Annotated in this window: 16 protein-coding genes and 1 tRNA gene; 15 read left to right on the plus strand and 2 right to left on the minus strand. The window is 65.2% G+C overall.

The window, feature by feature from the left end:
• Positions 1–8 precede the first annotated feature (8 nt).
• Entirely contained in the window at positions 9–1,073 is a 1,065-nt protein-coding gene (locus CXR00_RS18755) for an NUDIX domain-containing protein (RefSeq protein WP_146068515.1), read from the minus strand.
• Between the two features lie 142 nt (positions 1,074–1,215).
• Between CXR00_RS18755 and CXR00_RS14330 the strand changes: the two genes are divergently transcribed.
• From CXR00_RS14330 to CXR00_RS14395, 14 genes are all read left to right on the plus strand, one after another.
• Positions 1,216–1,287: transfer RNA gene (locus tag CXR00_RS14330), tRNA-Gln, on the plus strand.
• An 83-nt stretch (positions 1,288–1,370) separates the two neighbouring features.
• A complete protein-coding gene (glmU, locus tag CXR00_RS14335) occupies positions 1,371–2,888 on the plus strand; it encodes a bifunctional UDP-N-acetylglucosamine diphosphorylase/glucosamine-1-phosphate N-acetyltransferase GlmU (protein WP_104055537.1) in 1,518 nt (505 codons plus the stop codon).
• The gene (locus CXR00_RS14340; protein WP_104055215.1) at positions 2,888–3,871 is read left to right on the plus strand and encodes a ribose-phosphate diphosphokinase; all 984 of its coding nucleotides are present in this window, start codon (positions 2,888–2,890) and stop codon (positions 3,869–3,871) included. The genes glmU and CXR00_RS14340 overlap by 1 nt, the downstream gene beginning before the upstream one ends.
• 293 nt (positions 3,872–4,164) lie before the next feature.
• On the plus strand, positions 4,165–4,773 hold the full coding sequence (locus CXR00_RS14345; protein ID WP_104055216.1) for a 50S ribosomal protein L25/general stress protein Ctc: 609 nt from the start codon (positions 4,165–4,167) through the stop codon (positions 4,771–4,773).
• 66 nt (positions 4,774–4,839) lie between these two features.
• Complete coding sequence (gene pth, locus CXR00_RS14350; RefSeq protein ID WP_104055217.1) at positions 4,840–5,424, plus strand: aminoacyl-tRNA hydrolase; 585 nt, start codon at positions 4,840–4,842, stop codon at positions 5,422–5,424.
• Positions 5,425–5,943: 519 nt separating this feature from the next.
• Positions 5,944–8,571: a helix-turn-helix transcriptional regulator gene (locus tag CXR00_RS14355; protein ID WP_104055218.1), complete on the plus strand. Its 2,628-nt coding sequence runs from the start codon at positions 5,944–5,946 to the stop codon at positions 8,569–8,571.
• A gap of 27 nt (positions 8,572–8,598) precedes the next feature.
• The gene (locus CXR00_RS14360; protein ID WP_146068516.1) at positions 8,599–11,289 is read left to right on the plus strand and encodes a LuxR family transcriptional regulator; all 2,691 of its coding nucleotides are present in this window, start codon (positions 8,599–8,601) and stop codon (positions 11,287–11,289) included.
• 204 nt (positions 11,290–11,493) lie between these two features.
• Positions 11,494–14,202, plus strand: a complete 2,709-nt coding sequence (locus CXR00_RS14365) for a LuxR C-terminal-related transcriptional regulator (RefSeq protein ID WP_146068517.1) — start codon at positions 11,494–11,496, stop codon at positions 14,200–14,202.
• A gap of 200 nt (positions 14,203–14,402) precedes the next feature.
• On the plus strand, positions 14,403–17,267 hold the full coding sequence (locus tag CXR00_RS14370) for a LuxR family transcriptional regulator (RefSeq protein WP_181035551.1): 2,865 nt from the start codon (positions 14,403–14,405) through the stop codon (positions 17,265–17,267).
• Positions 17,264–20,032, plus strand: a complete 2,769-nt coding sequence (locus tag CXR00_RS14375) for an AAA family ATPase (protein ID WP_104055222.1) — start codon at positions 17,264–17,266, stop codon at positions 20,030–20,032. Before CXR00_RS14370 ends, CXR00_RS14375 begins: the two co-directional genes overlap by 4 nt.
• 422 nt (positions 20,033–20,454) lie before the next feature.
• On the plus strand, positions 20,455–21,990 hold the full coding sequence (locus tag CXR00_RS14380) for a sugar transferase (protein ID WP_104055223.1): 1,536 nt from the start codon (positions 20,455–20,457) through the stop codon (positions 21,988–21,990).
• A 51-nt stretch (positions 21,991–22,041) separates the two neighbouring features.
• A complete protein-coding gene (locus CXR00_RS14385) occupies positions 22,042–23,010 on the plus strand; it encodes an NAD-dependent epimerase/dehydratase family protein (protein WP_104055224.1) in 969 nt (322 codons plus the stop codon).
• 3 nt (positions 23,011–23,013) lie between these two features.
• Complete coding sequence (locus tag CXR00_RS14390; protein WP_104055225.1) at positions 23,014–24,297, plus strand: glycosyltransferase; 1,284 nt, start codon at positions 23,014–23,016, stop codon at positions 24,295–24,297.
• Positions 24,297–24,986: an acetyltransferase gene (locus CXR00_RS14395; protein ID WP_258060491.1), complete on the plus strand. Its 690-nt coding sequence runs from the start codon at positions 24,297–24,299 to the stop codon at positions 24,984–24,986. Before CXR00_RS14390 ends, CXR00_RS14395 begins: the two co-directional genes overlap by 1 nt.
• A gap of 20 nt (positions 24,987–25,006) precedes the next feature.
• Here the strand turns inward: CXR00_RS14395 and CXR00_RS14400 are convergent, their stop codons facing one another.
• Complete coding sequence (locus CXR00_RS14400; protein WP_104055226.1) at positions 25,007–25,795, minus strand: SGNH/GDSL hydrolase family protein; 789 nt, start codon at positions 25,793–25,795, stop codon at positions 25,007–25,009.
• A 100-nt stretch (positions 25,796–25,895) separates the two neighbouring features.
• Between CXR00_RS14400 and CXR00_RS14405 the strand changes: the two genes are divergently transcribed.
• Complete coding sequence (locus CXR00_RS14405; RefSeq protein WP_258060106.1) at positions 25,896–26,732, plus strand: glycosyltransferase family 2 protein; 837 nt, start codon at positions 25,896–25,898, stop codon at positions 26,730–26,732.

Consider the following 26,732-nt stretch of genomic DNA (forward strand, 5'->3'; position numbering starts at 1 on the left):
AACGGCGGTCAGGCGCCGGCAAGCATGTGCGGCAGGATGTGCTCGCGCAGCAGCGGGGAAATGTCCTCGCGTTCCAGCGCCTGCGCCGGATCCATCCAGAGCAGTTCCTCGATTTCGGCAGCGGCTGCGGGTTCCCGGGAGGGATCACCGTTGGACGCCGGCAGCGTGTACGCGAACAGCCCGGCATCAATGAAGGTGTTTTCCTCGTTCGCGGCGGGGCCGTACCAGTCGCCCAGAACTTCCAGTTCGGATTCCGCGACGGAGAGGCCCAGTTCCTCCTGCATCTCCCGGGCCGCCGCAGCGCTGAATGATTCGCCGGGCTCCAGCTTGCCGCCCGGTTGCATGAACTTGCTGGTTCCGCGCTTGCGGACCAGCAGGATCCGTCCGCCGGCGTCGCGGACCAGGACGGCGGAGAGGGTGAGGACCACCGGGTCATCCGTGCGCATGTGGCGGAGTTCGGGATCCTTCTGCAGCCCGGTCAGGCCGTTCCAGGACAGGTTGACCAGATGCGCCGCCACCGTTGCCTTGTCCGGGGTTCGGGCATCCAGCCACCACTGGCCGGTCATGGCCACCATGCCCACCAGCATCTGCGCGTACATGCCGCCCACCTCGGCGCTGAGGCCGCGGTTGCTGAACTCCTTGGAGAGGATGTGCTCCACATGGCTGGTGACCCGGGAGAGCAGGGTGGCAAAGGTGCCTTCGGGCTGCGACGGCGGGGCGTCCCGGACCAGGATGCGGAAACCGTCGGTGTGATTTTCGATATAGTCCAGCAATGCATAGGCAACACGTTCAATCAGGATCCGCGGACCGGCGTCGGCGCCCAGTGCTTCGGTAATGACGGCGAGCAGCCGGTTGAACTCGGCCTCAACCACCTCGGTGTAGAGCGCCTCTTTGGAGCCGAAGTGTTCATACACCACCGGTTTGGAGACACCGGCCGCAGCGGCAATGTCCTCGATGGTTGCTCCGTCGAGCCCCCGCAGGGCAAACAGCCCCCGGGCCACCTCAATAAGCTGTGCGCGCCGCTGCACGCCGGTCATGCGCAGGCGGGCGCCGCCAGCCGGATTTCTTGCCACCTCCACAGTCTAAGCCTTGTCTCCGGGCCGCGTTCGGATGTGTCCGGAAGCGGCGCTGCGTGACACTCCGCCGCCCCAAGTCGCGCCGACATCGGCAGACATGGCAAACTAAACTCTTGTGTGCGGGGCAACCTGTACATTTTCCGCCCTGGTGTAATGGCAGCACCCCGGCCTTTGGAGCCGTGGAGTATAGGTTCGAATCCTATGGGCGGAACGGTAGGAGCACCGGCCAGGTCCGGTGGCCCGCCCCTCCAAACCCCGAGGCCGTACCACCCCCAGGAGCGCTACTTCGTGACCATGCAGGATGCAAAATCCACCGAAAGCGCCGAGACCGGCGGACCCGCGGCTGTCATCGTTCTCGCTGCCGGAGCCGGCACCCGGATGAAGTCCCGGACACCCAAAATCCTGCATCCCGTTGGCGGAACGTCCATGGTGGGCCATGCCCTGGCGGCCGCACAGGCACTGGCGCCCCGCGCCCTGGCCGTGGTGGTCCGGCATGAGCGGGACCGGGTGGCAGAGCACGTTGCCGCCGCCGCCCCGCAGGCCGTGATCGTGGATCAGGATGACATTCCCGGCACCGGACGCGCCGTGCAGGTGGCGCTGGACGCACTGGACACCTTCGCACCGCTGGAGGGCACCGTCGTCGTGACCTACGGAGACGTGCCGCTGCTGGAAGCGGATACGCTGCGGCAACTGGTGGCCGTGCACCAAATCGACGCCAACGCCGTCACCGTGCTCACCGCCCGGCTCGATGATCCCACCGGCTACGGCCGGATCCTGCGCGCTGAAGACGGCACCGTCACCGCCATCGTGGAGCACAAGGACGCCGACGACGCCCAGCGCGCCATCACCGAGATCAACTCCGGCATCTACGCGTTCGATGCCGCCGTGCTGCGCAGCGCCCTGGCCGAGGTCACCTCGGACAACTCCCAGGGTGAGATGTACCTCACTGACGTGCTCGGCCTGGCCCGGGCGAACGGCGGCCGCGTTGCCGCCGTCGTCACCGATGACTTCTGGCAGGTGGAAGGCGCCAATGACCGCGTCCAGCTGGCAGCTCTGAACGCCGAGCACAACCGCCGCAACCTCGTTCGCTGGATGCGGGCCGGCGTCACCGTCGTTGACCCCGCCACCACGTGGATCGACGCCGGCGTCACGCTCGCCGAGGACGTCACCATCCTGCCCGGCACCCAGCTGCACGGCTCCACCGTGGTGGAGCGCGACGCCGTCGTCGGCCCGGACACCACCCTCACCAACGTGGTGGTGGGGGAGGGGGCCAAAGTGGTCCGCACCCACGGTTCCGAGGCCCGCGTGGGAGCCGGGGCCGACGTCGGGCCCTTCGCCTACCTGCGCCCGGGCACCGTCCTGGGCGCCAAGGGAAAGATCGGCACCTTCGTGGAAACCAAGAACGCGGACATCGGTGCCGGGTCCAAGGTTCCCCACCTTTCCTATGTGGGGGACGCCACCATCGGCGAGCAGTCCAACATCGGTGCCGCCTCGGTTTTCGTGAACTACGACGGCGTCAACAAGCACCACACGACCATCGGTTCACACGTGCGGATGGGCAGCGACAATATGTATGTGGCCCCCGTCACGGTGGGCGACGGCGCGTACAGTGGAGCTGGAACCGTGGTCCGCAAGGACGTTCCGGCCGGCTCCCTGGCCATCAACGTGGCGCCTCAGCGCAACCTCGACGGCTGGGTGCTGACCAACCGTCCGGGCACCGCCGCAGCCAATGCGGCAGCCGCCGCTGCGGACGCCGATTCCACAGCCTCTTCCTCAACAACTGATTCCCCCACGCGAGAAAGCGATCATTAATGAGCAGCGAGATCACCGCCCAAGGTGAAAAGAAGCTTGTCCTTGCCACCGGCCGTGCACACCCGGAACTGGCCGAGGAAATCGCACGCTGTCTCGACACGGACCTGCTGCCGCTGGCTTCCTATGACTTCGCCAACGGCGAGATCTATGTCCGTCCCGGCGAAAGCGTCCGCGGCACTGATGCCTTCGTCATCCAGGCCCACCCGGCGCCCATGAACAACTGGCTGATGGAACAGCTGATCACGGTTGACGCCCTGAAGCGCGCCTCCGCCAAGCGCATCACCGTCGTGTCCCCGTTCTACCCGTACGCACGCCAGGACAAGAAGGGCCGCGGCCGCGAACCGATTTCGGCACGCCTGGTGGCTGATCTGTACAAGACCGCCGGCGCGGACCGCATCATGAGCGTTGATCTGCACACCTCGCAGATCCAGGGCTTCTTTGACGGCCCCGTGGACCACCTGATGGCCATTCCGCTGCTGGCCGATTACATCCGTACCCGAGTGGATGTTTCCAACGTCACCGTGGTGTCTCCGGACACAGGCCGCGTCCGCGTCGCCGAACAGTGGGCCGAACGTCTGGGCGGCTCCCCGCTGGCGTTCGTGCACAAGAGCCGTGACCTCACAGTGCCCAACCAGGCTGTGTCCAAGCAGGTTGTGGGCCAGGTTGAAGGCCGCACCTGCGTGCTCATCGATGACATGATCGACACCGGCGGAACCATCGCAGGCGCCGTGCGTGTGCTGAAGGAAGCCGGTGCAAAGGACGTCATTATCGCTGCGACGCACGCCGTGTTCTCCGACCCGGCGGCCCGCACGCTGGCCGAGTCCGGTGCCCGCGAAGTGGTGGTCACCAACACGCTGCCGATTCCGGCCGCCAAGCGCTTCGACCAGCTGACCGTCCTCTCGATCGCTCCGCTGATTGCCCGGGCGATCAAGGAAGTTTTCGAAGACGGCTCCGTCACCAGCCTCTTCGACGGCAAGGCCTAGTTCCTTCCGCGACAGCGGCTTCATAAATTAATCACTGCAACATCCGCGCTGCCCGTTCAACCTCCGGCTCCCTTGGGGCCGCGGTTCGGACGGGCAGCGTGCTGCTGGTAGGATGGTCTGCGATGCCTAGGCGAGGGAGAGGCCCGGATATATTCGGGCAATACTCCGTTATCGACGGTGGCTGGCAACTTCTGACTGCATCCGCGGACGTTTGATCCGCGGGATGCAGCGCTGTTCCCATACCGGCGCCTTCGTCCCGGCAACCACGGAACATCCATTATCAGGAGTTTGAAATGTCTGAGCAGAAGCTCGCAGGAACCGTCCGCACCGAATTCGGCAAGGGCGCGGCCCGCAAGGCACGCGTTGCCAACCAGATCCCCGCCGTCATCTACGGCCACGGCGAAGATGTCATGCACATCCTGCTGCCCGCCAAGGCAACCACCCTGGCAGTCCGCACGGCCAACGCCCTGCTGGAAATCGATGTCGACGGCGAATCCCACCTGGCCCTGGCCAAGGACATCCAGCGCGACCCGATCAAGCAGATCATCGAGCACATCGACCTGCTGACCGTCCGCAAGGGCGAAAAGGTTGAGGTTGAGGTCAGCGTCCACGTTGACGGCGAACTGGCTCCGGGCACCGACGTCTACAACCAGGAAGCCAACACGGTTCTGGTTTCGGCCGACGCCACCAACCTGCCGGAAACCATCGTGGTCAGCATCGAAGGCCGCGTCGCCGGCGAGCACATCTACGCCAAGGATCTGGAACTGCCGGCCGGCGTTGAGCTGCTGCTGGATCCCGAAACCATGATCATCAACATCTCCGAAGCCGTCGTCCAGGACCTGGGCGCGCCGTCGGATGAGCAGATCGCCGTTGCAGCTGCCGAAGTTGACGCAGAGGTCTAATTCATCTCCGGGGTCCGCTCCCCGCAACGGAGCCGTCCGGTTCTTGTCGAAGGAGCAGTACCCGCAGTGAACAGCAACACCTGGCTTGTAGTCGGGCTCGGGAACCCCGGGCCCGGCTACAGCCGCAACCGGCACAATATTGGCCAGATGGTCCTGGATGACCTGGCCTCCCGCGTGGGCGGGAACTTCAAGTCCCACAAATCCCGGGCGCAGATCCTGGAGGGCCGGCTGGGCATTGGGGGACCGCGCGTCATCCTGGCAAAACCCCAGACCTACATGAACCTCTCCGGCGGCCCCGTATCGGCGCTGGCCAAGTTCTTCGATATTCCGGCAGACCACGTAGTGGCCGTGCACGACGAGATCGACATCCCCTTCAACACCATCAAACTGAAGTCCGGCGGCGGCGAAGGCGGCCACAACGGGCTCCGCGACATGAGCCGCGCCCTGGGCACAAAGGACTACTACCGGGTCCGCGTAGGGGTGGGGCGGCCGCCCGGACGCATGGACACCGCGGATTACGTCCTCAAGGATTTTCCCTCAGTCGAAGCCAAGGAACTGCCGTTCCTCATTGGCGACGCGGCGGATGCCGTGGAGCTGCTGCTGACGGAGGGCCTTACGGCGGCGCAGCAGAAATTCCACTCAGCGGCCTGAGACCGGCGGGCGTTCGGTCTTCTTTGCCCGTGTTCGCACGTGCGGGGCGGCCAAGCAGGTAGTTGGCCAGCAAAAACGGGTACTGATCCCGTCAGGGCAAACAGGCCGGCACCCATTGTTGGGGGCATACCCCGGGCCTAGAATCGAATCATGCCTTCGGGCACTATTAGCTGGGGCCGGCGTCGGGAGGCCTCCGAGACTGGGCCACCCCCATCCCGGCGCCGGTCCCTTTGACAGAATATCCGGGTGTTCGGCAGTTTTTCTGCCGGGCGCCCGGGTTTTTGCGTTTAAGGGTTGTCCGCCGTTTTGCAGATTGTCTCGATCCAATAAAACCGCCACGCCCAAAACTCATGCCTTTGTATGTAGACGAAACCCCGGCATATCGCGTACTGTCGCTCCAGTAACCGCCGCTTTTTCCGCAGCGATCTGAAAATTCAGGCGCCGGCAGTCTAGTTGCCGCCGGACTCGGTGTGTGTGGTTGCAATAGTCGTGGGGGGCCGCGGGGGCGTGGACAATAATATGTTGCTTGAGGATACTGGCGTAGCGCACTGCGCGCTAATTGGCAGGGCAAAAGAGCTTGAAGTGCTGGCTGAGGCGCTGCAGACCGGCCACGGCGGTGCCGTTGTGGTGGGGCCGGTGGGCATTGGCAAGACTGTCCTGGTTCATGCCGCGGCGGCCGATCCGGCTTTTTATTCGGTTACCATCCGCGGCAGCCGCGAATCCGGCAAGACGCCTTTCGGCGCTCTGGCCTGGCTGATCTCGGACCTTCCCGACGGGCTGGGATCCCGTCCCGCCCACCTGCTGCAGGAACTTGAACAGCTGTTGCTGAAACGGGCTGCAGGAAAACGCATTCTGCTGCTGTTGGACGGCGTGGAGCACCTGGACGAACTGACCGCCATGGTGGTCTCCCAACTGGTACGGCGCTCCGTTGTCACTGTGCTGGCCACGGCCGAAAGCCTGTTTCGGTCAGCTGCCGAGTTTCAGGCACTCTGGACTGAAGGGCTGCTTCTCCGAGTGGACCTGGCTCCCTTTGACCTGGATGACACCCGTGAACTCATGCAGGCTATCCTGCGGGGGCCGGTGTCCTCGGCCGCGGCCCGTGCCTTGCAGCGGCATACCGGCGGGAACCCCCACCTGATCACGCTCCTCACCAGGGAACAGACGGACGAAGGAGTCCTGAAGGAGCAGAACGGTGTGTGGGTGCTGGCCGAACCGCTGGTGTCTTCGGGTCAGGTTGCCGAAGTGATGACCGTTCGGCTGAAACGGCGTCCCCCGGCGGAGCGCTCCGTCATTCAACTGCTTGCCCTCTCCGGTGAGCTGCCGTTGTCCGTTGTCCTGCAGCTGGTTCCCGCGGAAACCGTGGATACGCTGGAAGAGGAGCGGCTGCTGGAAGTGACCGCCTCCGGGACCATCCGTCTTGGACCGGAGACCTCCGCCGAGGCAATCGCCGCAAGCATACCCCCGGGAAGAAGCCGCGAGCTCTGGGAGGAAGTGTCCGCCATCCTGGATCCGGCGCTGCTGCCGTCTTCGGCGCTTCCGGGTTTTTGCCGCTGGACCCTGGCATGTGACGGCACCTTGGACCCGCAAAGCGCACAGCGTGCAGCCAGCCTGGCCACGGCGTCGGGGAATTTTGGCCAGGCCCTGCAATTTGTCCAGTCCGTTGAGGCCGGGCAGCGTACCCAGGCCATGGTGGTGGAGGAGGTGCGCGCGCTCACGGCGCAGGGCGAGTACAGCGATGCACTGGAGTCACTTCAGAGGTTGGTTGGAGCGGAAGGCCCCGCAGACGTGGACTCGTGGGCGGATCTTCTCCGCCATCAGGTCCTCCTGCTGAGACTCCTCGGACGCGGAAACCCGGTGGAAGTGCTGGAGAAGGCCCGGGCAGCGGTCCTGCCGGATGAACCGGAACCTGTTCGCCGGAAGAGAGAGGCCCTGCTGCTGATGGTGCGCGGCGCCCTGGCCATTGACTCCGGGTGCCTGGCCGATGTGCCCCCGGAGCTCGCGGACATCAGGTCGGATCCGGCGCTCCCGCCCGTAGTCCGTGCCGGTGCGGGTGCCCTGCAGGCACAGTTCCTGGCGCTCTCCGGCCGGGCCGGCCAGGCGGTGACACTGCTCGATGCCGTGATGGAGGATGTCCGCGGCGTGTCCATTCCAAGCATCCTGGACACTGTGCATGTCCGGGTTTTTCAGGCCCTCACCGCGGCCGGCGAGTATGCGCGTGCCGCGGCGCTGACAAATGAACTGGTGGACGGCAGGAGCCCGCGTGCTTTCTGCTGCAACTCGGGTGAAATTGCTTCCGGGATGGTGCATGCCCTCTCGGGAAGAGCTGACAAGGCGCTCAGGTCGCTGGCTTCGGCCATGAGCCAACTGCAGCTGCGTGATTCCATCGATCTGCTGCCGACGGCGCAGTCACTGGCTGCCTACGCACACCTTCTGCTGGAAAACACGGATGAGGCCGCGCGTCTGTCCGAAAACAGTGCCGGATATCGGTGGCGGCCTACTGCCCAGCTGGAATCAGTGGCACAGCTGCTGCGGGTACAGGTGGTGCTGGCCGGTGAACCGCAGCGGCTTTGCGTCGAACTGCGTTCCATGGCGCGCCGTTGCCTGGACCAGTCAATGGTGGCGCCGGCCCTGGAATGCCTGGCCGCGGCAACGCGGTACGGGGATGCAAAAGCAGCAATCGAGCTGGCCGAGGCTGCTGCCCAAGCCAGCGGCCGCTGGGCCCGGGCGTTGTACTGCTTTGGTGCCGGCATGGACGGCAATGACCCCGCCCTGCTGGTGGAAGCGGCGGAGACCGCCCTTGAACTGGGCAACGTCCTTCTGGCCAACACAGCGGCGCGTGCTGCACTCCGGCTTCTGGACGGCCGTTCGGACTCCGCAGACCGGGTCCATGCCCGGGACGCGCTCAGGCTCGAACATCTGAGCTTCCGCGAACTCCGCGCATCCAACACCATCACGGAACGGATGAAGACCCTGACGCCGTTTGAAGCTGAAATTGCCCTTCGTGCGGCAGGAGAGGCCACGCGGGCGGAGATTAGCGGCGCGTTGAAACTGTCACCGCGCACCATTGACTGGCACCTGGGTAAGATCTTCGACAAGCTGCACGTTTCGGGGCGCTCGGAACTTGGCGAGGTTCTGGGGCAGCGCTGAACAGGTACGGAAGTCAGGGGGTGACTGGTGCGACAGGGCTTTAACGTGCGGCCGCCGGTTGGCCGGGATGCGGTCCTTGAGGCTGTGATGGAGAGTCTCCGCCGGCCGGGCGGGCACGGAGCGGTGGTGGTGGCTGACGCGGGCACAGGCAAGAGTTCGCTGGCAACGGCCGTTGCCGGAAAACTGAAGGGCCGGGTGGAGGTGCATCGCATCCACACGAGTTCTTCCCTTTCCACCGTTCCCTACGGTGCACTGGCACCGCTCATTTCCGATTTGGATCCACGCGAGACCGATTCTCCGCTCGCTGTGATGCGGTCGCTAATGGGCCGGTTGTTCCCGGATGCCCGCTACGAACCTGCCACCGCACCCCTGCTGATCGTGGATGATGCCGATTCGCTGGATGAGGCGTCCGGTGACCTCGTGATGCAGCTGGTGGCCTCCGGCCGCATACGTGTCCTGCTGCTCACCCGGCGGATCGCCGGTCTTCCCGCCGGGCTGTCCAACTTGGTGTGGGAGGGTGTACTGTCCCGGCACGACCTGCCCCCGCTGACCGAGGCCCAGGTTCATGAGCTCTGCGTCCAGGTCCTTGACGGACCGGTTCTGACCAGCACCAGCACCGACCTCGCCCGGGTCAGCGGCGGTAATCCCATGCTGGTCCTGGCGCTTCTCGCCGAGACTGTGAGGGCCGAAAGCCTGGTGTTCCGGCACGGCGTCTGGCTGCTGCATGAACAGATGCTTCCGCCGGAGGGGCGGCTGGGTGACCTGCTCCGGGCACAGATGTCAGGATTGTCCACCGAGGAACGGGACGCGCTGGAAATCATCGCGCTGGCGGAGCCGCTGCCGGCCGCCGCAGCGTTCAGCCTGGGCCTGCACCGCGCGGTGGATTCGCTGACCGAAGCCAAGCTTGTGGTCCTTTCCGGGGATCCGGTTCGGCTTCTGCAGCTGAAACATCCGCTGTACGGTGACGTTGTTCGCCGGCTCGTCCCCGCCGCCCGCAGTGCGCGCCTGCGCCGGCGGCTGCTCACTGTCTCCGATCCCGGGGCTGACGCGGGAGAGAACCTGCTGCGGTGGGTGTCATGGTCCCTTGACTGTGGAGCGGATGTGCCGGATTCGAGTCTGGTTGCAGCCGCGTACCGTGCCAACAACCTCTTCGACAGTTCGTCAGCGTTTCGGCTGGCTTCCGCCGTCAAGGATCCGGCGTATGCCATGGCCGCGCGGGTTCAGGCCGCCCGCGCCCGTTTCCAGGACGGTAAACCGGAGGCGGCCCGTGAACTGATTGACGGAGTGAGTGCCGCCGCTGCGGACCTCACCACGCTCAAGATGGCAATACTGATCCGGGTGGAACTTTTTCGGTTGCAGCAGACGGATGACGGCGGGCTGTCCGCCATAGCTGCGGATTGGCTTGCCGGCGTGGATCGGATCGAAGAGTCCGCGGGAGAAAACGCGGGCAGCGAGCTGGCGGCGGACATCCTGTCATCGCGCCGCGGCGGACGGCTGCTGGATCTGACGGGAAGGATACTCGAGGGCAGGTTCGGATCCGCCGAGGAGGAGCTCCGCACCATCCTCGCTGCAGGGCTGCGGGCGCACGACGACGAAGCGGTCCTCATCGCGAAGACCCTCCTTGCCGAGATCCTGACCGAAACCGGCCGGCTTCAGGCCGCCTACAGTCTTTCGCAGGATGCGGTCACGATGCTGGACCTGGGCGGGCACCGCTTCATGGCCTACTACCAGTTTGTCCTGTACCGCCATTTGACGGTGCTCCTCTGGCTGGGGAAGTGGGATGAAATCCACTCCACCATCCAAATCGGCGTCTCAGGTGTCTTCGGCGCGCTGGTCCACGTTGCCGGTGTCGTGGATTTGACCAAAGCCGTCACGCACCTGCGGACAAACGACACTAAGGAGGCGATGGTTCGTCTCTCCGCCGCCGTCGAGGGGCTGCGCACCAGCGATTCGGAAGGACTGCTGACTCTCGCCCTGGGGCTTGGCGCCTTCGTCGCAGCCTCGAGCGGGCAGCCGATCCTCGCTGAAGAACTACTTGCCGACGCTGATTCCCGTAAACCCCGGGGAGCCGCTACGTACCGTTTACTGGCGAAGGGCTACGAGACGGCAGCCCGCTCGATCCTGTCGCCGGAGCGGCAGGCGGCGAAGACGCTCAGCGAGCTCGCCGATGAGGCGGAGAACGCCGGGTTTGTTTCCGTTGAGCTGGAACTGCGGTTCCTGTCCCTGTCCCTCGGCGACATGGAGGGGCTCAACCGTTTGCAGAAAATCGCAGAGGATTTTGAGGGACCGCAGGCATCGGTCCTGGGCCGTTTCGCCCGGGCAATCCTGGACGACGACGCCGATGAGCTGCTCTTGATGGGATCCGATCCCGTGGAACCGGGCTGGGAGCGTCTGGCCGGTCAATGCACCGCCGCAGCGCACCGGATTGCCAAGGCCAGAGGAGACCACGCTCTGCTCCAGCGCGTCCAGCGGGTCCTCAGCAAGCAGCGTGGGGGGACGGGGTCAAGGACCAAGGCCGGGATTCCACTGCTGACCCGCCGGGAACGCGACGTCGCAGCGCTGGTGATGCAGGGCTACCGTAACGCGGAAATAGCCGAGCGGCTTTTCCTTTCCGTGCGAACAGTTGAAGGACACATCTACCGGACCTTCGAAAAACTCGGAATCAGCAAGCGGGAAGAGCTGAAACAGGAGCTTCTGGCCCGGGACGGCTCGGCCTGACCCAGTACTCCGTATGTGGCCTGGCAGTAAATCCAAGCGGTCAGGGACCGCTATTCGGGTATGCCTTACCCGTGCAGGGTTCAGTCCCGTGACTTAATCTGGCCGTGATCCTTGGTGAGCAATTGTTGTCCGGGGCCAATGAGGCCCCCGGAAAATTCGGCGGTCCCCCACCAGCCGCACTCCGCACTTGTTTAGAGGTCCCTGATGAGCACGCTCCTGCAGTCCGGTCCGCCCGGCGACCCCGCGACCCCGGACGGCCGGGTGCCTGGATCCCTGTCCCCGGCCGGTACCCCGTACCACCGGACACCCGTCCCGTCTCGATCCGCCGACGCCCGGGGGAGCGCCCGCATGGCTGTGCGGGACGCCTTGGATGGATCCGGTGCAGTTATCCTGGGCCCCCCGGGCATCGGAAAAACCACGCTGGCACGGGAGGCGGTGGACCTCTGCGAGGACGGGTTTCGGGTGCACCTTCGCGGCAGCCCCCTGTCAGCACAGACCCCCTACGGAGCCATGGCCTGGCTGCTCAGCGATTTGCCCCCGCAAGATCTCGTCAATCCGGTTCAGGTCCTGCGGGCGTTGGAATCACTGCTGATCCGGTTGGCCGGCGGCCGGAGAATTATCCTGGTGATCGACAACGCCGAGGGAATTGATGATCTGGGCGTCCTCGTGACGTCGGAACTGTGCCGCCGGGGGACCGTGGCACTGCTGCTCATCTGCGGTGACCTGCTCGGCTGCCACCAGGACTACGTGCGGCTGTGGACTGACGGAACCCTGAAACGGATTGACCTGGCACCGATGGACCTGCCGGAAACCGCGGAACTGCTCGCCACCGCCGCCGGAGGCCCGCTGACCACGCTGGCGCAGGAGAAGCTGTGGCAGCAAAGCAGGGGGAATCCGCTTCTGGCGGCCCTGTTGTGCAGGGACCACAAAGCGGCCAAGGCGCTGGTGCTTCGACGCGGCTACTGGACGTGGACCGGTCCGCTGGTTCATTCCGGTGAGCTTCCGGACCGCGTGGAAACAGTACTTCGCCGCTTCACCCCCGGTGAACGGCACGCCGTGGAAATTCTTGCGCTCTGCGGCGGGCTGCCGCTGGAGACTCTCCTGCAGCTGCTGCCGGCCCACACCGTGGATGCACTGGAGGAGGGATCGCTGGTGACCATTGGCGGCGGACCGGGCCAGCCGGTGCGCCTGGCCTGGAACCTGCAGCCGGCAACCATTGCAGCGAGAATCCCCTTCGGCCGCAGCCGGGATCTCTGGACCGAAGTAACCCGGGTCGTGAATCCGCAACTGCTGAGCGGAGACGCTGCTGCCGGCATGGCCGCCTGGTCCCTCTCGGTGGGCGTTTCCCTCGACCCGGATGAAGCTCTGGCAGCCGCACGCTGGTCCAACGAAACCGGGGACGTTGACGCCGCCCTGCGGTATTCCCGTGCGGTTCCGTCCCCGCGGCCGCTGCCTCTGGTGCTGGAAGAAGCGGCCGCACTGCGGTCCATCGGAAACCATGCGCAGGCGCACCGGTGTCTTGCAGCGGCACAAACCGGCAGCGAAGCATCGCATGACCGGCACATCAGCCTCCTGACCCAGCGTGCGCTGGCAGCGGCCCGGATCCTGGACTCAACCGATGATCCGCCGGCCCTGCTGCAGCAGGCCGAACGGCTGCTCCCCGAAGACGAAGGCGCCAATCCCGGACCCGGCCTGAGGCTAACACTGGCACGGGCGGAAATCCTCTCGCTGGACGGCAGGCTCGGGGACTTGCCGGCGTCCCTGGGGGACGACTTTGCCGACCCCGCTGCTCCGTCCGACCTCAGGCTGATGGCCGGTATCCGCCGGGGACAGCAGGATGCAGCTGCCGGCCGTTTTGACGAAGCACTGGAACTTGTGGCGCTGATTCGGTCCCGTCTGGCAGGAGGCATTTCGGCAGACGTCCGCACCCGGGAACAGCTCTTCCACCATCTGTTCTTCCTATTGATCCGCTGCGGCGAGCTGGGCCAGGCGCTGGCAATGACCGAACTGGTTGCCCGCCCGGGAAATGGAACAGGGCTGCGGGCCGCCGCAGGGACCGAATTGCCCGCCGGCCTGGTCCACGCGTATGCCGGCCGCGGCGACACCGCCATGGATTTCCTGAATCCGGCCCTGGCACAGCTGGAATCGCGCGACCCGGACAACATGCTGCCGCTGGCATCCGCGGCAGCTGCCTACTCGGACTTCCTCGGTCCGGAACCCGGAATGCAGCCGGACCGGGAAGCATACGCCGAATCCGGGTACCGCACGGATCCATATCTCGAAACAGCGGTGCGGTACTTTCGGATCCTGAGTACCCCTGCCGGCACCGGCCGTACGGCGGAGCAGCTTCATACCCGTGCCGGACATGCCCGAGCTGAGGGAAACCTTCCGGATGCCCTCCTTTGCTACGGTGCGGCAGCGCTGCGGGGCAGCCGGGCGGCGGCAGCGGACCTTTCCGCTGCGGCGTCATCGGCCAACGGCATCCCCGGGCTCCTTTACCGCAATCTGGCTGACGGACTCCTGGAGAAGGACGCGGCAACGCTGATCCGGGCCGGGGAAACGGCTCTGGGGCAGTCAAACACCCTGCTGGCCTATGAAGCTGCCGGTGCTGCCCGCAGTTTCGCGGCCGACGGCGGCGGCCGCGCCTTGTCGCGGCGGGCCCGGCAGCTGGAGCACGTGACCTTCCGTGAACTGTCGCCGGCCAACAGTATTGAGCACGGCCTGTCCCGGCTGGGACACTTTGAGCGGGAGCTTGCCCTGCTTGCCGCCGCAGGGGAGACCAGCGCCCGGCTTGGGGAACGGTTCCATCTGTCAGCCCGGACTGTTGACTGGCATCTGGGCCGCATTTTCGCCCGGTTGAGTGTCTCGGGCAGAAGCGACCTTCGAGCGGCTCTCAGCGGGAAAACTACGTAGACACACGCCGCAACTTACCCTCAAACCAAGTGGTGTCCGGGCCGGATGCGGGACGAACCTGAGTAGTTGGCGCGCGTGACTGGTGAACGGTACTCGTGTTTGTACTTTCTCCGGCTTCTACTCTGGCCGCAGGTATAGAACGCAGCCTGTGTCCCTCGAACGCCGTCGGGTGCAGGCCATCGGAAGAATCGGGTCTCACCGTGCAAAACAGTCTCTCCCAGTCCTATGTGCGTCCCCAGTCAGCTGCCGGGCCGAACTCCCTGAGTCCTGTCGCATCCCTCGCCAGCGCTCCCAGGCCGGATACGGCTGGCCCTGAAGAGCGGACGCCATCCTACTTTGTGGGCCGCAGCAACGTCACCCGCACCATTCTCGGCCGCCTGGCATCCGGCGGAGGAGCAGGATGCATCTTGGTGGGGGAAGCAGGAAGCGGCAAGACCGCACTGATCCACCACGTACTGCGCCAGTGCAGCCCCGACACGTATGTGGTCCATGTCCGCGGATCGGCCTTCTCCGGCCGGACCCCCTTCGGCGCCCTCACCTTCCTCCTCTCGGACCTGGAACCGGAGATTGCCACGCACCCGGTACTGATCCTTCGCGGACTCACCCGGTTGATCCAGGAACGTGCTCAGGGACGTGCCGTCTTGCTGGCCGTGGACAACGGGGAAGACCTGGATGAGTTCTCCGCCATGGCACTTAGCCAAATGGTCCTTAGCCGCACGGCAGGACTCCTGGCCTGTTTCCGCGACTTCAGCCGGGCACCGGCCGAATTCGCCGGGCTCTGGCGCGAGGGCATCCTGTCACGGGTCGATCTGGACCCCCTGAATCTGGCGGAGACGGCGGAACTGATGTCGGCTGCACTGGACGGCCCCGTCTCGGGTTCCGCCGTCGCCCACCTGCACCGTTCCACCGGCGGCAACCCCCATCTGCTCCAGCTGGGCTGCGAGGACTACCGTGACTCGGGCAAGCTCCGCCTCAGCGGAAGCGTCTGGGTTCTTGACCGCGCCAAGGCGGCACCCGCGGGCCGTGTGGCTGAAACAGTGCTCAACCAGCTGGGCACGCTGACGGACAGCCAGCTGGCACTGGTGCAAACGGTCGCGCTGGCAGGGTCCCTGCCCCTGGCAGCAGCACTGCACAGCGTCGCGTCCGATGAAGTGGACACCCTGCAGGAACGGGGAATTCTTGCCCTCGAACAGGGGAGCATCCCGCGGATCATGATCTCCGACAGGGTACTGGTCTCCGCCCTGCGCTCTTCAGCGGACACAGCCACACGGGCGAAACTGCTGCATCAGTTGCGGGACGTTGCCGCGGCTGCGGTGCCGGCCGGCGAAACCCCGGCCGCCGGTACGGACCCGCTGGCGGCGGTTCTGGACCCTGCACGGCTGGCATTGTGGCGGCTCGACGCCGGAGAGTCCCCCGACCTGGAGTCCGCTGTGGAGGCGGCACAAAGTGCCAACGCCGCGGGGGACTTCCGGGGCGCCATCCGCATCATCACCACCTGTGAGAATTACGCGAACAGCCCGGGAGCCGTCCTTGAGCTGGTGTCTGCCCACATGGCACTGGAAGACTACGCTGCGGCGGTCGCAGTATTGGGTGCCTGCCGGGCCCGCAGCGGCGGCGCGGCACCGCGGGAAGAGGTGCTGCTGCTGATTGCGGAGAACAGGGTACTCTGCATGGCTGCCACCGGCGCGTTGTCCGCCACGGTGTCCGCAGCAGTGCTTCCTTCCGGGGCTGCCAAGAAACACGAAGAACTGCTGGCCAAAGCCGAACAGCGGGTGGCCGCGATCAGCAGTGCCGGAACCGTCAGCCGCAGCGAGGCCGCAGAGCTGAAGCGCAGGCTGGTCCTGGCCCGGGCCGAGTGCAACTCCACACACGGGCGGTTCCTCGAAAACGCCGCCTTCCTCGCACCGCTGCAGGCTGAGGCAGCTTCCCAGGACAAGACCTACCGCGTCCTCACAGGCTCCTGGCTCTGCGAGGCGCTGGGGATGACAAACCGGCAGGATGAGGCAGCCGAAGTCTCCCGGGAGGTGGAGCGGCTGCTGGGCGATTCCGGAATCAGCATGGCCCACCGTACCCGTGCCTTCGCCCGGATTGTCCACGTCCACCTGGCCATTGGAGCGTTGGACAGCGCCCGCCGCCTGCTGCAGCAGCCGTCCGCGAACGGCCAGGCAGAGCTGTTCCCGGGGCTGCTCGGCGAAATTTCCGAGGGCATACTGCACGCCTATGCCGGAGAGCCGGCGCCCGCGCTGCGCTGTCTGGTCCCCGCCGTCGCGCAGCTGCGGCTGAGCGGACCGGCATCCCTGCTGCCGCTGGCCACGTCCGCAGCCGCCTATTGCCTTGCCCTGCAAAAGGACCGCGAGAATGCCGAGGCCTACCTGCAGCTCCGAGCCAAGGCGGGCGACGGCGGTCCCTGGAGCTTGCGCCGCGCCGCACGTCATTTCGCTGCCCTCGCCAACGGTGCGCTTGGCTCCCCGCAGGCTGCCGGCCGGTTCCTTGAGCTGGCCGGCCATGACCATCGAAGGGGAGCGTACTCATACGAGCTGCTGTCGCTGCTCAACGCCGCCCGGCTGGGGGATCTGGAGAACCTTGACCGGATTCTGACCGTTGCCGCACATCAGCAGGGTTCGTTTCCCCGGATGTGCGAGGTCTATGCCAAAGGCGTGGGTAGTTTCGACGCTCAGCTGCTGATCCAGGCCAGTGAGCTGGGGAAGGCCGCCGGGCATGTGCTCTTCGCCTCCGAGGCGTCGGAACGTGCGCTCGCCGTGGCGTCGGGAGCGGGAGACCGTGCAACGGTGAGGCTGATTCACCGCAGCCGCCGCGGGCCCGACGTCGCCGCCTTTGAAGGTTCCGACTCCGCCGACGAGTACCTCAGCGCCCTGACCTTCCGGGAACGGTCGATCGCCCGGATGGCCGCCGCGGGAACGAGCAATAAAGCCATTGCCGCTGATTTGAACATCTCGGTGCGAACCGTGGAGGGTCACTTGTACCAGGTCTATTCCAAGCTCCACGTCGGCAGCAGGCGTGAACTGGCCAAAGTCATCGCTGAAAAATCGGCGGTACGGCCATGATCCCCGGAGCGATTCCCGGACCTGGGCGGGCACCGGCGCTGTTCGGCAGGGACCGCGAGCTTGCGGAAATCACTTCCCGGCTGCTCGAGCCGGGGCTGCGCGGCGCCGTGGTTATTGGAGAAGGGGGAATGGGAAAGTCTGCACTGGCAGATCAGGTCCTGGAACGGTTGAACGGAATCGTCACGCCGTCCTTCATCCACGGCAGCCCCGTTTTGTCCCGGTTGCCCTACGGGGTGCTCTCCGCGTATCTCGAAACCGCCGGACCGGAGGATATGGAGTCACCGCTTGCAGTGCTTCGGACCATCCGCCGCCATTTCCGCAAGCTCAGCGAGATGGGAAGCGGGCAGCCGCTGCTGGTCATCGACGACGCCCAGTTCCTCGATGAAGCCAGCGCCCACGTGGTGACGCAGCTGGCCATGTCCGGGGAGCTGAGGCTCCTGATCCTGGCGCAGCCGCGTGCCCGACACATCCATGAACTGCTGTCCCTGGCCCGGGACGGGCTGCTGGCGCGCATTGACCTGGGGGCACTGTCCCGGGAGGCGGTCCACGAAGTCTGTGAAGGTGTCCTTGACGGACCCGTGCTCCGGGCCTCCAGCGCCGTGCTGGCAACGTTATCCGGCGGTAATCCTCTCTATCTCAAGGCGTTGCTCGCCCAGTCACGCCGCCTCGGCCACCTCGCCGAAGGCAACGGCGCATGGTTCCTGCGCCGCGAACCGGACGGACTGGACGCCGCCGTGATTGACCGGGTGAAGAGCCAGCTGCTTACCCGGAGTCCTGAAGAGCGCGACACCCTGGAGACCCTCGCCCTGGCCCAGCCCCTGCAGCGTTCGGTGCTGGCGGCAGTCTGCGGCCCGGCCCCGGTCCACGCCCTGCTGGCTGACGGGATTCTGTGCGCCGTGCAGGGGCCGGCTGAAATGCTCCGGCTGGCCCAGCCCCTTCACGCTGACGTGATCCGGTCCCTGGTGCCGGCCGTGCGCAGTGCCGCAATCCGTACAAAGGTGCTGGACTGCCTGCCGGACCGCGAGGGGGCAGAGGCCGGTGATCCGTCCGTAAAGACGGCCTGGCTGCGCCGGCTGGAATGGGCCCTTGACTGCGGTGAAGGGATCCCCGACGCGGAGCTGCTGCAGGCGGCACGGGCAGCGAACGACGACGGCCAGTGGCCTTTGGCGGTCCGCTTCGGCTCCGCCGTCCGCGACGGCTCCTGCCTCGCGGCGGCACGGGTGGAAACCGCAGCTGCGTTGATGGAAACCGGGGGCTTCGCCCAGGCCGGTGACCTGCTGGAAGGCATGCTGGAACCGGGACAACCAACCCTGGCCCAGGATGAAGAAACCCTCACCCGTGCGGTGCTGGCCACCGTCCGTCTGGACAACCGGTCGGGGCTGAACGAAGGGGAGCTGATGGCTCTTGCTTCCACCTGGGTTGCGGCCGCCGGCGAATTGTCAGCCAGGCTCGGCGGTACCGGGAAGCCGCCGGCTTCGGTTGAGGACGGGGCTGAGGTGCTTCGCGTTCTGGCGCTCATGGCGGCGGGGAACTATCCCGAGGCACGGGACAGGCTCACCGAACTAACGAAAGCTCCGCAGCCTCAGGCCTCCGGGCTGCCGGCACTGGTGGCCGCGGTCTCCCACGGGCTGCTGGCGGAACTCCTGGTGTCGGAAGGGCGGATCAGCAGCGCGCTGGTGCACTCGGGCACGGCGCTGGATCTGATCAAACGCCTGGGTGGTCTGCTGCAGGCATACTGCGGTGCCATGCTGGTGCGTCACGCCCAGGCACTGCTGCACGGAGGACGCTTCAGTGAACTCGAACGCGTTCTGGCGGCCAAGCTGGAGGGCAGCACCAAGCACCTGATCGCGCACGGCGGCACCCTGGGCGTCTTCGAGGGAGCGTTGGAGATTCACCAGGGCCGGTTGCGGGAAGGGCTTCAAAGCCTGCATCCGGCAGTGGAAGCCCTGCGGATTTCCGACCCGGAAAAATTCCTGCCCTATGCCCTGGGGCTTGCCGGCTATGCCTCCACCGTGGTGGGGGACCAGGACCAGACAGCCCGGTATGCCAAGGAACTTAGCAGCCTTGCCAGCACCGGGTCCCGGCCGCTGTGGCTGGTGAGCCAGGCATATGCGGCTGCGGCGTTGGCGTCATCCGAACCGGATGCCCGCGTTCCGGCAACACTGGCGGAAATCGCTGAACAGGCCCGGACTGAGGGTCTGCTGGCGGCGGAAAAGGACATCCTGGCACTGTGCCTCGCCGTGGGGGACCTGTCCCAGGCATCCCGGCTGCAGGAGGTCAGTGCGGCCTTTGAAGGCGGTGAGGCGCAGGCATTGAACGCCTATGCCGGTGCGGTGGCTTCCGGCAACCCGGATCTCATGGTTGCGGCAGCGGATGAAGCAGTGCGCCACCGCAAATACCTCCTTGCCGTGGAGAGCATCGGGCACGCCATCAGGTTCTACGGCACGCACGGCAACCTGCGCCGGCAACGGGCCCTGATCCAGCAACTGAGAAGGCGGCGCGGGGAGCTGGCGGGCGTGACCGTGTCCTACCTGAGCCCGTCTCTGCACCTGGTCCGGCTGACCCGCCGCGAGCATGAAATTGTCGATTTGCTGCTCGCCGGGGCCAGCACCCGGGACGTGGCGGCACACTTCACTCTCTCGCAGCGAACGGTCGAAGGCCATGTGTACCGCATCTACGTGAAGCTGGGTATCAGCCGCCGCGCAGATCTTGAAGCCGCCTACCGTGCACTGGAGCCGGGAACGAGTTCGGCGGCACACGAATAGCTGCACCCGCAGACAGATGGACATCCTGCCGGCCCCGGATTCGCACTACCGGGGCCGGTTTTCTGCGTCCCCGGAACCATCCCCGGGCGTCCCTCCAAGTAGTGCTAGGTAAAGCTCCCGCAGAGGGCGAAGTTGGGCTGCGGACTCGAGTAGGCATTACTCGTGCCCGCCTTTTGAGCCGCTCCTAGTCTTGGTTTTGTTGATTGGTTGTTGTTACCGGCTGCGCCTCTCTCAGCGCAGGTAGTGCGGATATTCCCAGCGGATACTGCCCACCTCCAGGCCCGTCTTGAACCAGTCATCCGGCGCCCCAGGCGCCGGCCCCCGAGCGGGGCCGACGGCGTCGAAGCCTCTTGAGACCAAGGCTTCCCCCCAGCCGCCGTCGGCCCTTTCGGAAGATTTCGCAGCGTCTAGGAGAGTCTCGGATGACAGATGTCAAAGTTGCTGGGCCGAGACCGATCCAGGCCCCGCCTGCACCCTTCACCTTCCCCAGTTACAAGGGCTCCGGCGCCACGGCCCTGGCCACCGGTGACAGAGCCCGCTGGGTTAGCAGGTACCGCAGAATCCTCTTGGCCTTTGACCTGGCGGCGGTAACGCTGGCCGTGGCAGTGGCACACCTGGCGCGGTTCGGGGTGGCACCGGAATTCATGTCGGGCGGCGGCCCCAGCGTCAACATCTCCTACGTCGCCGTGTCCGCCGGCATCTGGGCGGCCTGGCTGCTGGCCCTGGCGGTCTACCGGACCCGTGACCCGCGGATACTCGGAACCGGGGTGGACGAGTACAAGCGTGTCATCAACTCCACGGTCATCCTGATGGGGCTGATTGCGGTGTTCTGCCTCGTGTTCCAGGTGGACATCTCCCGCGGGTACTTCGCGCTCGCCTTTCCTATTGGTTTGGGCGGCCTGATCCTTTGTCGATTCATCCTCCGGCTGTGGCTGGCAGACCAGCGGGCCAAAGGCCGGTACCTGTCCACAGTCATCATTCTGGGACGGCCCAAGGACGTCAGATATGTGGCAGCACAGATTCAACGCCAGAAAGGATCGGGATACCGGGTCATCGGTGCAGCGCTAACCAGTCCCGGGCACTGCGAGGTGGGAGGCAGCGGCAACCAGATCCCCGTGATCGCCGACCGGGACACCGTAGTGGACGCCGTGCGGCGCCTGCGGGCGGACGCCGTCATTGTGGCAGGCCGTATGAAGGGCCACAGCGCCTACGTGCAGGAACTGGGCTGGCAGCTGGAGGAATCGGCCACCCAGCTGATTCTCACTACCGGCCTGACCAACGTGGCGGGTCCGCGAATCCATACCCGCCCCGTTGAAGGCCTTCCCCTGATGCATGTGGAACTGCCGCAGTACGCCGGCGGAAAGCATGTCCTCAAGCGCGGACTGGACATGCTGCTTTCCGGTGCCGCGCTGCTGGTGCTGATTCCGGTCTTCGCGGTGTTGGCCCTGCTCATCCACAGGGACAGCCCCGGGCCCGTGATTTTTCGGCAGGAGCGGGTGGGCCGCGGCGGCGAACCGTTCGAAATGCTCAAGTTCCGGTCCATGGTGCAGACAGCCGAGGATGACCTGGCCGGACTCCTGGACCGCAACGAAGGCGCCGGCCTGCTCTTCAAAATGCAGCACGATCCACGCGTCACCAGCGTTGGGCGGTGGATGCGGAAGTACTCCCTCGATGAGCTGCCGCAGCTGTGGAACGTCTTCCTGGGACACATGTCCCTGGTCGGTCCCCGGCCGCCGCTCCCGCGTGAAGTGGCCCAGTACGACGGCGCCGTCCGCCGGCGGCTCTACATCAAGCCCGGCCTGACCGGCATGTGGCAGATCAACGGACGGTCGGAACTCGACTGGAAGGACGGAGTGCGGCTGGACCTGTACTACGTCGAAAACTGGTCGCTTGCCGGCGACCTCATCATTCTCTGGCGCACGGTGCAAATGCTCCGCCGCCCAGTGGGCGCATATTAGCCCGATCCGATCCGGCTTCGGCTGGTCTCATCTCTACAGAAAGCGGTAATCATGAAATCTCTAGTCACAGGCGCCGGCGGGTTTATTGGCGGTCATCTCGTAGCCAAACTGATTGACGAGGGTCACGAGGTGCGTGCTGTCGACTGCAAGCCGCTGGATGAGTGGTACCAGATCCATGAGGGTGCCGAGAATATCCAGGGGGACTGTTCACTGCTTGAGACAGCCCGAGAAGTAGCGAGTGGAATGCAGCACGTCTACAACCTGGCAGCAGACATGGGTGGAATGGGGTTCATCGAGAACAACAAGGCACTGTGCATGCTCACTGTGCTGACCAGCACCCACATGCTGATGGCCGCCCGTGATGCCGGGGCTGAACGTTTCTTCTACAGCAGCTCGGCGTGCGTCTACGCAGCGGACCACCAGACAAGTGCCGACGTCGTGGCGCTCAAGGAAGAAGACGCCTATCCGGCGCAGCCGGAAGACGGCTACGGCTGGGAGAAGCTCTTCACCGAGCGTATGTGCCGTCACTTCCAGGAGGACTACGGCCTCCAGACCCGGGTGGCTCGCTTCCACAATGTTTACGGCCCTGAGGGCACCTGGGAAGGCGGGCGGGAAAAGGCCCCGGCCGCGCTGTGCCGGAAGTTCGCCATGGCCTCGCTCACCGGTGATTTGGATCTGGAGATTTGGGGTGACGGCGAGCAGACGCGCAGCTTCATGTACATCGACGACTGCGTGCGCGGAATCCTCGAAATCATGAATGGCGATTCGTCGGAACCGGTAAACCTGGGATCGGCGGAACTGGTTTCCATTAACCAGATGGCGGACCTGCTGGAACAGATCTCCGGGACCGTCGTTGACCGCCGGTACAAACTGGATGCACCGCAGGGAGTCCGCGGCCGCAACAGTGACAACACCCTGTTCCACTCCATCTACGGATGGGAGCCGTCCATTTCCCTGCATGAAGGGCTGGAACGGACCTACGAGTGGATTCAGGATCAAGTCAAAGCACAAAGGGCATAAGCCATGCGGATCCAGGTTCATGACTTCTCCGGTCATCCGTTCCAGGCGGAGCTCTCCCGGGAGCTGGCTGCGCGCGGACACAACGTAGACCATGTGTACTCCACCCAGTACGGCAGCGGGAAAGGCCTGCTGGAACGTACGGCGGCGGATCCAGAACAGCTGGGTTTTTCACCTCTCACGACAAAACGGCCGTTCCAAAAGTACAGTGCGGCGGGCCGCATCCGTTTTGAACGGGCTTATGCGGCAACCTGGCTGGAACACACTGAACAGACGGCCCCGGATTGTGTGGTCGCCTGCAACGTGCCGCTCTTCGCTTTGGCCGCTTTCAAGCGCGCAGCTGCCCGCCGAAAGCAGCCCTGGCTGCTCTGGCACCAGGATCTGTTCAGCAACGCCATCTCCGAGGAGCTTGGCCGCAGGCTCCCCGCACCGGCTGCGCTGGTCGGGCGTGCCGCCGTGCGCAGGATTGAGGCCGGCGTCGTTATCGGGGCCAGACAGGTCGTGGCGATTGGGGAGGAGTTCCGTCAGGCCTACCGGGAGTGGGGGCTAACCACTGATCACGTCACGGTGATTCCCAACTGGGCTCCCATCGACGAAATCACGCCCCGGGCCCGGGACAACGAGTGGGCAGGCCTGCACCTGCCGGCCGGTGAGGAGCTGCGCCTCCTGTACGCGGGCACCCTGGGCCGGAAGCACAATCCGCTGCTCTTGGCCGCGCTCCTGCGGGAAGCGCTTGCAGCAGGCTTGCCGGCACGGCTCATTGTGGCGTCCGAGGGCGAGGGCATTGACATGCTGAGGGAGGACCTTGCCCGGGAACCGGAGCTTCCCGTCACCCTGCTGCCGTTCCAGGCTGCGGCAGACCTGCCGGACATGCTGGGATCGGCTGATGTTCTCGTGACCATTTTGGAACCGGAAGCCTCCCGATTCTCCATCCCCAGCAAGGTGCTCTCCTCCCTGGCCGCCGGTCGTCCGGTGCTGGGGTTAATGCCTGAAGACAACCCGGCGGCAGCTGACATCTTGGCTGCTGCAGGGTTTGTTGGCCCGCCCACGGACTTCGGAGTAGCGGCTGCGGTGGGCTGGCTTCGCCGTCTTCATGCCGACCCTGCAGCCGCACGGGCTGCAGGAATGCAGGGACGGAAGCTGGCGGAAAGCCGTTTCGGCATCGGACCCATTGCGGACCGCTTCGAAACCGTTCTCCGCAAAGTGGTTCCCGGACCCTCGGCGCTGTCCAGGGTACGGCCGGCGCACGCCGCTGCCGGCTTCCGCGTTTTCCCGGGAAAGGCTTCCTAATGCTGCAGCACGATCGGAGTACGGCGCCGCGAACGGGGAAGCAGCAGATTGGCAATTCACCGGGGGACGTTCCGCAGCCAACCCGCCGGCGTCGTCCTCCGGTGATCGACTTGTCACGTGCCCCGGGTGCCGGGGAAGCGTGGGGCAGGCCGCGCGCCGTGGTGTATCTGTGGTCAGCCTGCGAACTCCTGTTCGTCACCAACCCGTGGCAGATCAGTTCGCGGCTGCGGGTGTCCGTGCTCCGTGCCTTCGGTGCTGAGATCGCCGAGGGCGTCATCTTTCGGCCGCGGACCCGGGTGAAGTCGCCGTGGAAGCTGCACATCGGTGAGCGCACCTGGATAGGCGAGGGCGTCTGGTTCCACAACCAGGACCATGTCTATGTGGGAGCGGACGTCGTGATCTCGCAGGAAACCTTCCTGACAACGGGCAGCCACCGGGTGCGGACGGACATGGGCCTGATTACCAGTCCCATCCGGATTGGCGACGGGGCATGGCTCACCTCCCGGTGCATGGTGCTGGGAGGATCGCAGATCGGAGAGTCTGCCGTGGTGCAGCCGATGACCGTTGTTAAGGGCACCATCGAACCTAACCGCGTGTATGGAAACCCGGTGCAGCCCGGGGAGCTGGGGGAGCGGTTCACTGAAGAAACGGGTGTCACCGGCGCTGACGGGTCCGGGCTGCAGGGATGAATCCGGTGCCGTGCCCCGGCCTACCCCGCTGGGGTGAGGCCCTTGATCTTCTCATCCAGCATGGGAAGCAGCTTGGCGGCAAGGTACGCGTGCCCGGCGTCGGTCGGATGGATGCCGTCAGCGCCGATCAATCCTTCTTCCGGTCCGGCAAACCAGCCTTCCTCAAGGGCGTCGATGTACTGCACGTTTTCTTCCTCCGCGGCCCGGGCCATGATCACGTTGTTAGCCGCGATGAAATCCGGAACATCTGCATCCACCCATACCGGTCCAATCACCACTACCTGAGCCTGCGGGGCGATGTTATGGATGTCGGAGTACAGCGACTTGGCAGCCTGGTACATGGCCGCCTCAGTCTGCCGGCCGTCGTTGCGGCTGCCGAAGACCACCACCACGTCAGCCGTGGGGCGCAGGCGGAGGGTTGCCGTTTCACGGAAGACCAGATCCGTGGAACCACGGGCCAGATAGCCCGAGCCCGGGAGGGCCATGACATTCATGTCCACCTGCTGTCCGCGGGCGTTGAAACGGCTGCCAATCAGCTTGGTCCAGTTGGTCGCCCCTTTGCCGCCTTGGGCCGAACCGGCAACGTAGGAGTCTCCCACGATGTCGATCTGCGGAACCTTTGCGGTGAGGGTGGCGCCCGTCGAGTTCGTGTCGGTCGGCCGTTGAGATCCGTTCGCTTCAGCCGACTGGGAGAGCGCGTAGACCGTGAGCAGGCCGGCTGCGGCAAGCAGGGCAAGAAAACCCAGTACTGTGGGCCACCTGCGGCGGGAACGGGAGGTGCGGCGAACTTCGCGGCGATGTGTGGGCATTAACAAAGGATAACCGAGCGGTCTCAAATTGAATGCTCTGCCAAAACAATAAGATTACCTGCTTCAGGGGGGAAAGTACGTGAACAAAATACCTGTTTCCGTGTTGATTCAAACAAAGAACGAGGAAAAAGGAATTACCAGCTGTCTGGCTGCTTTGACGGAATTTGACGAGGTAATTGTTGTTGATTCCAATAGCACAGACCGCACAGCGGAACTCGCAAGGGAAGCCGGTGCCACGGTCATCAACTTCACCTGGAACGGCAAGTTCCCGCAGAAGAAGCAATGGCAGCTTGAACAGGTGCAGACCCGCAACGAGTGGCTGCTCATGCTTGACGCCGATGAGTTTCCCACTCCGGAGTTGGTTCGGGAACTCAGGAGCATTGCGGAGGATTCCGCAGAGGAACGGGTGGCCTTCGACCTTCCAGTGGCCTATCACTTCGCCGGAACCGGCCTCAGGTACGGGCACCGGGTGGTCAAACGCTCGTTCCTGCGCCGCGGGCGCAACGCCTTCCGCAACATCGACCTGCTCCATCTGCCCGGCATGGGCGAGGTGGAGGCACATTACCAGCCCGAACCGTCCGGTCCCGTGGGACGAACATCGGCACTCTTGGTTCACAATGACATGGACCCGGTGCGGACCTGGTTCGACCGCCATAACCGCTACTCCGATTGGGAGGCGTACATCCGGACGCATCCGGAAACCCGCGGCAGCGTCCGGGAGTCCAAGAGCAGTCAGGGCAGGCGCTTCGATGCCGTCCCGCTGAAACCGCTGGTGTTCTTCCTCTACAGCTATGTGCTGCGCAGGGGGTTCCTGGACGGGAGGGCGGGCTTTGACTACGCGCTGGCGCTGTCTGCGTACTACTGGCAGATCGGCCTGAAGAGCAGGGAACTGCAGCGGGTGCAGATCAGCGGGGCAGCGGGCGAAGACCGTGGCTAG

It is taken from the genome of Arthrobacter sp. 9E16 (assembly GCF_002929435.1).
In the GTDB taxonomy this organism is placed as follows: Bacteria; Actinomycetota; Actinomycetes; order Actinomycetales; family Micrococcaceae; genus Arthrobacter_B; species Arthrobacter_B sunyaminii.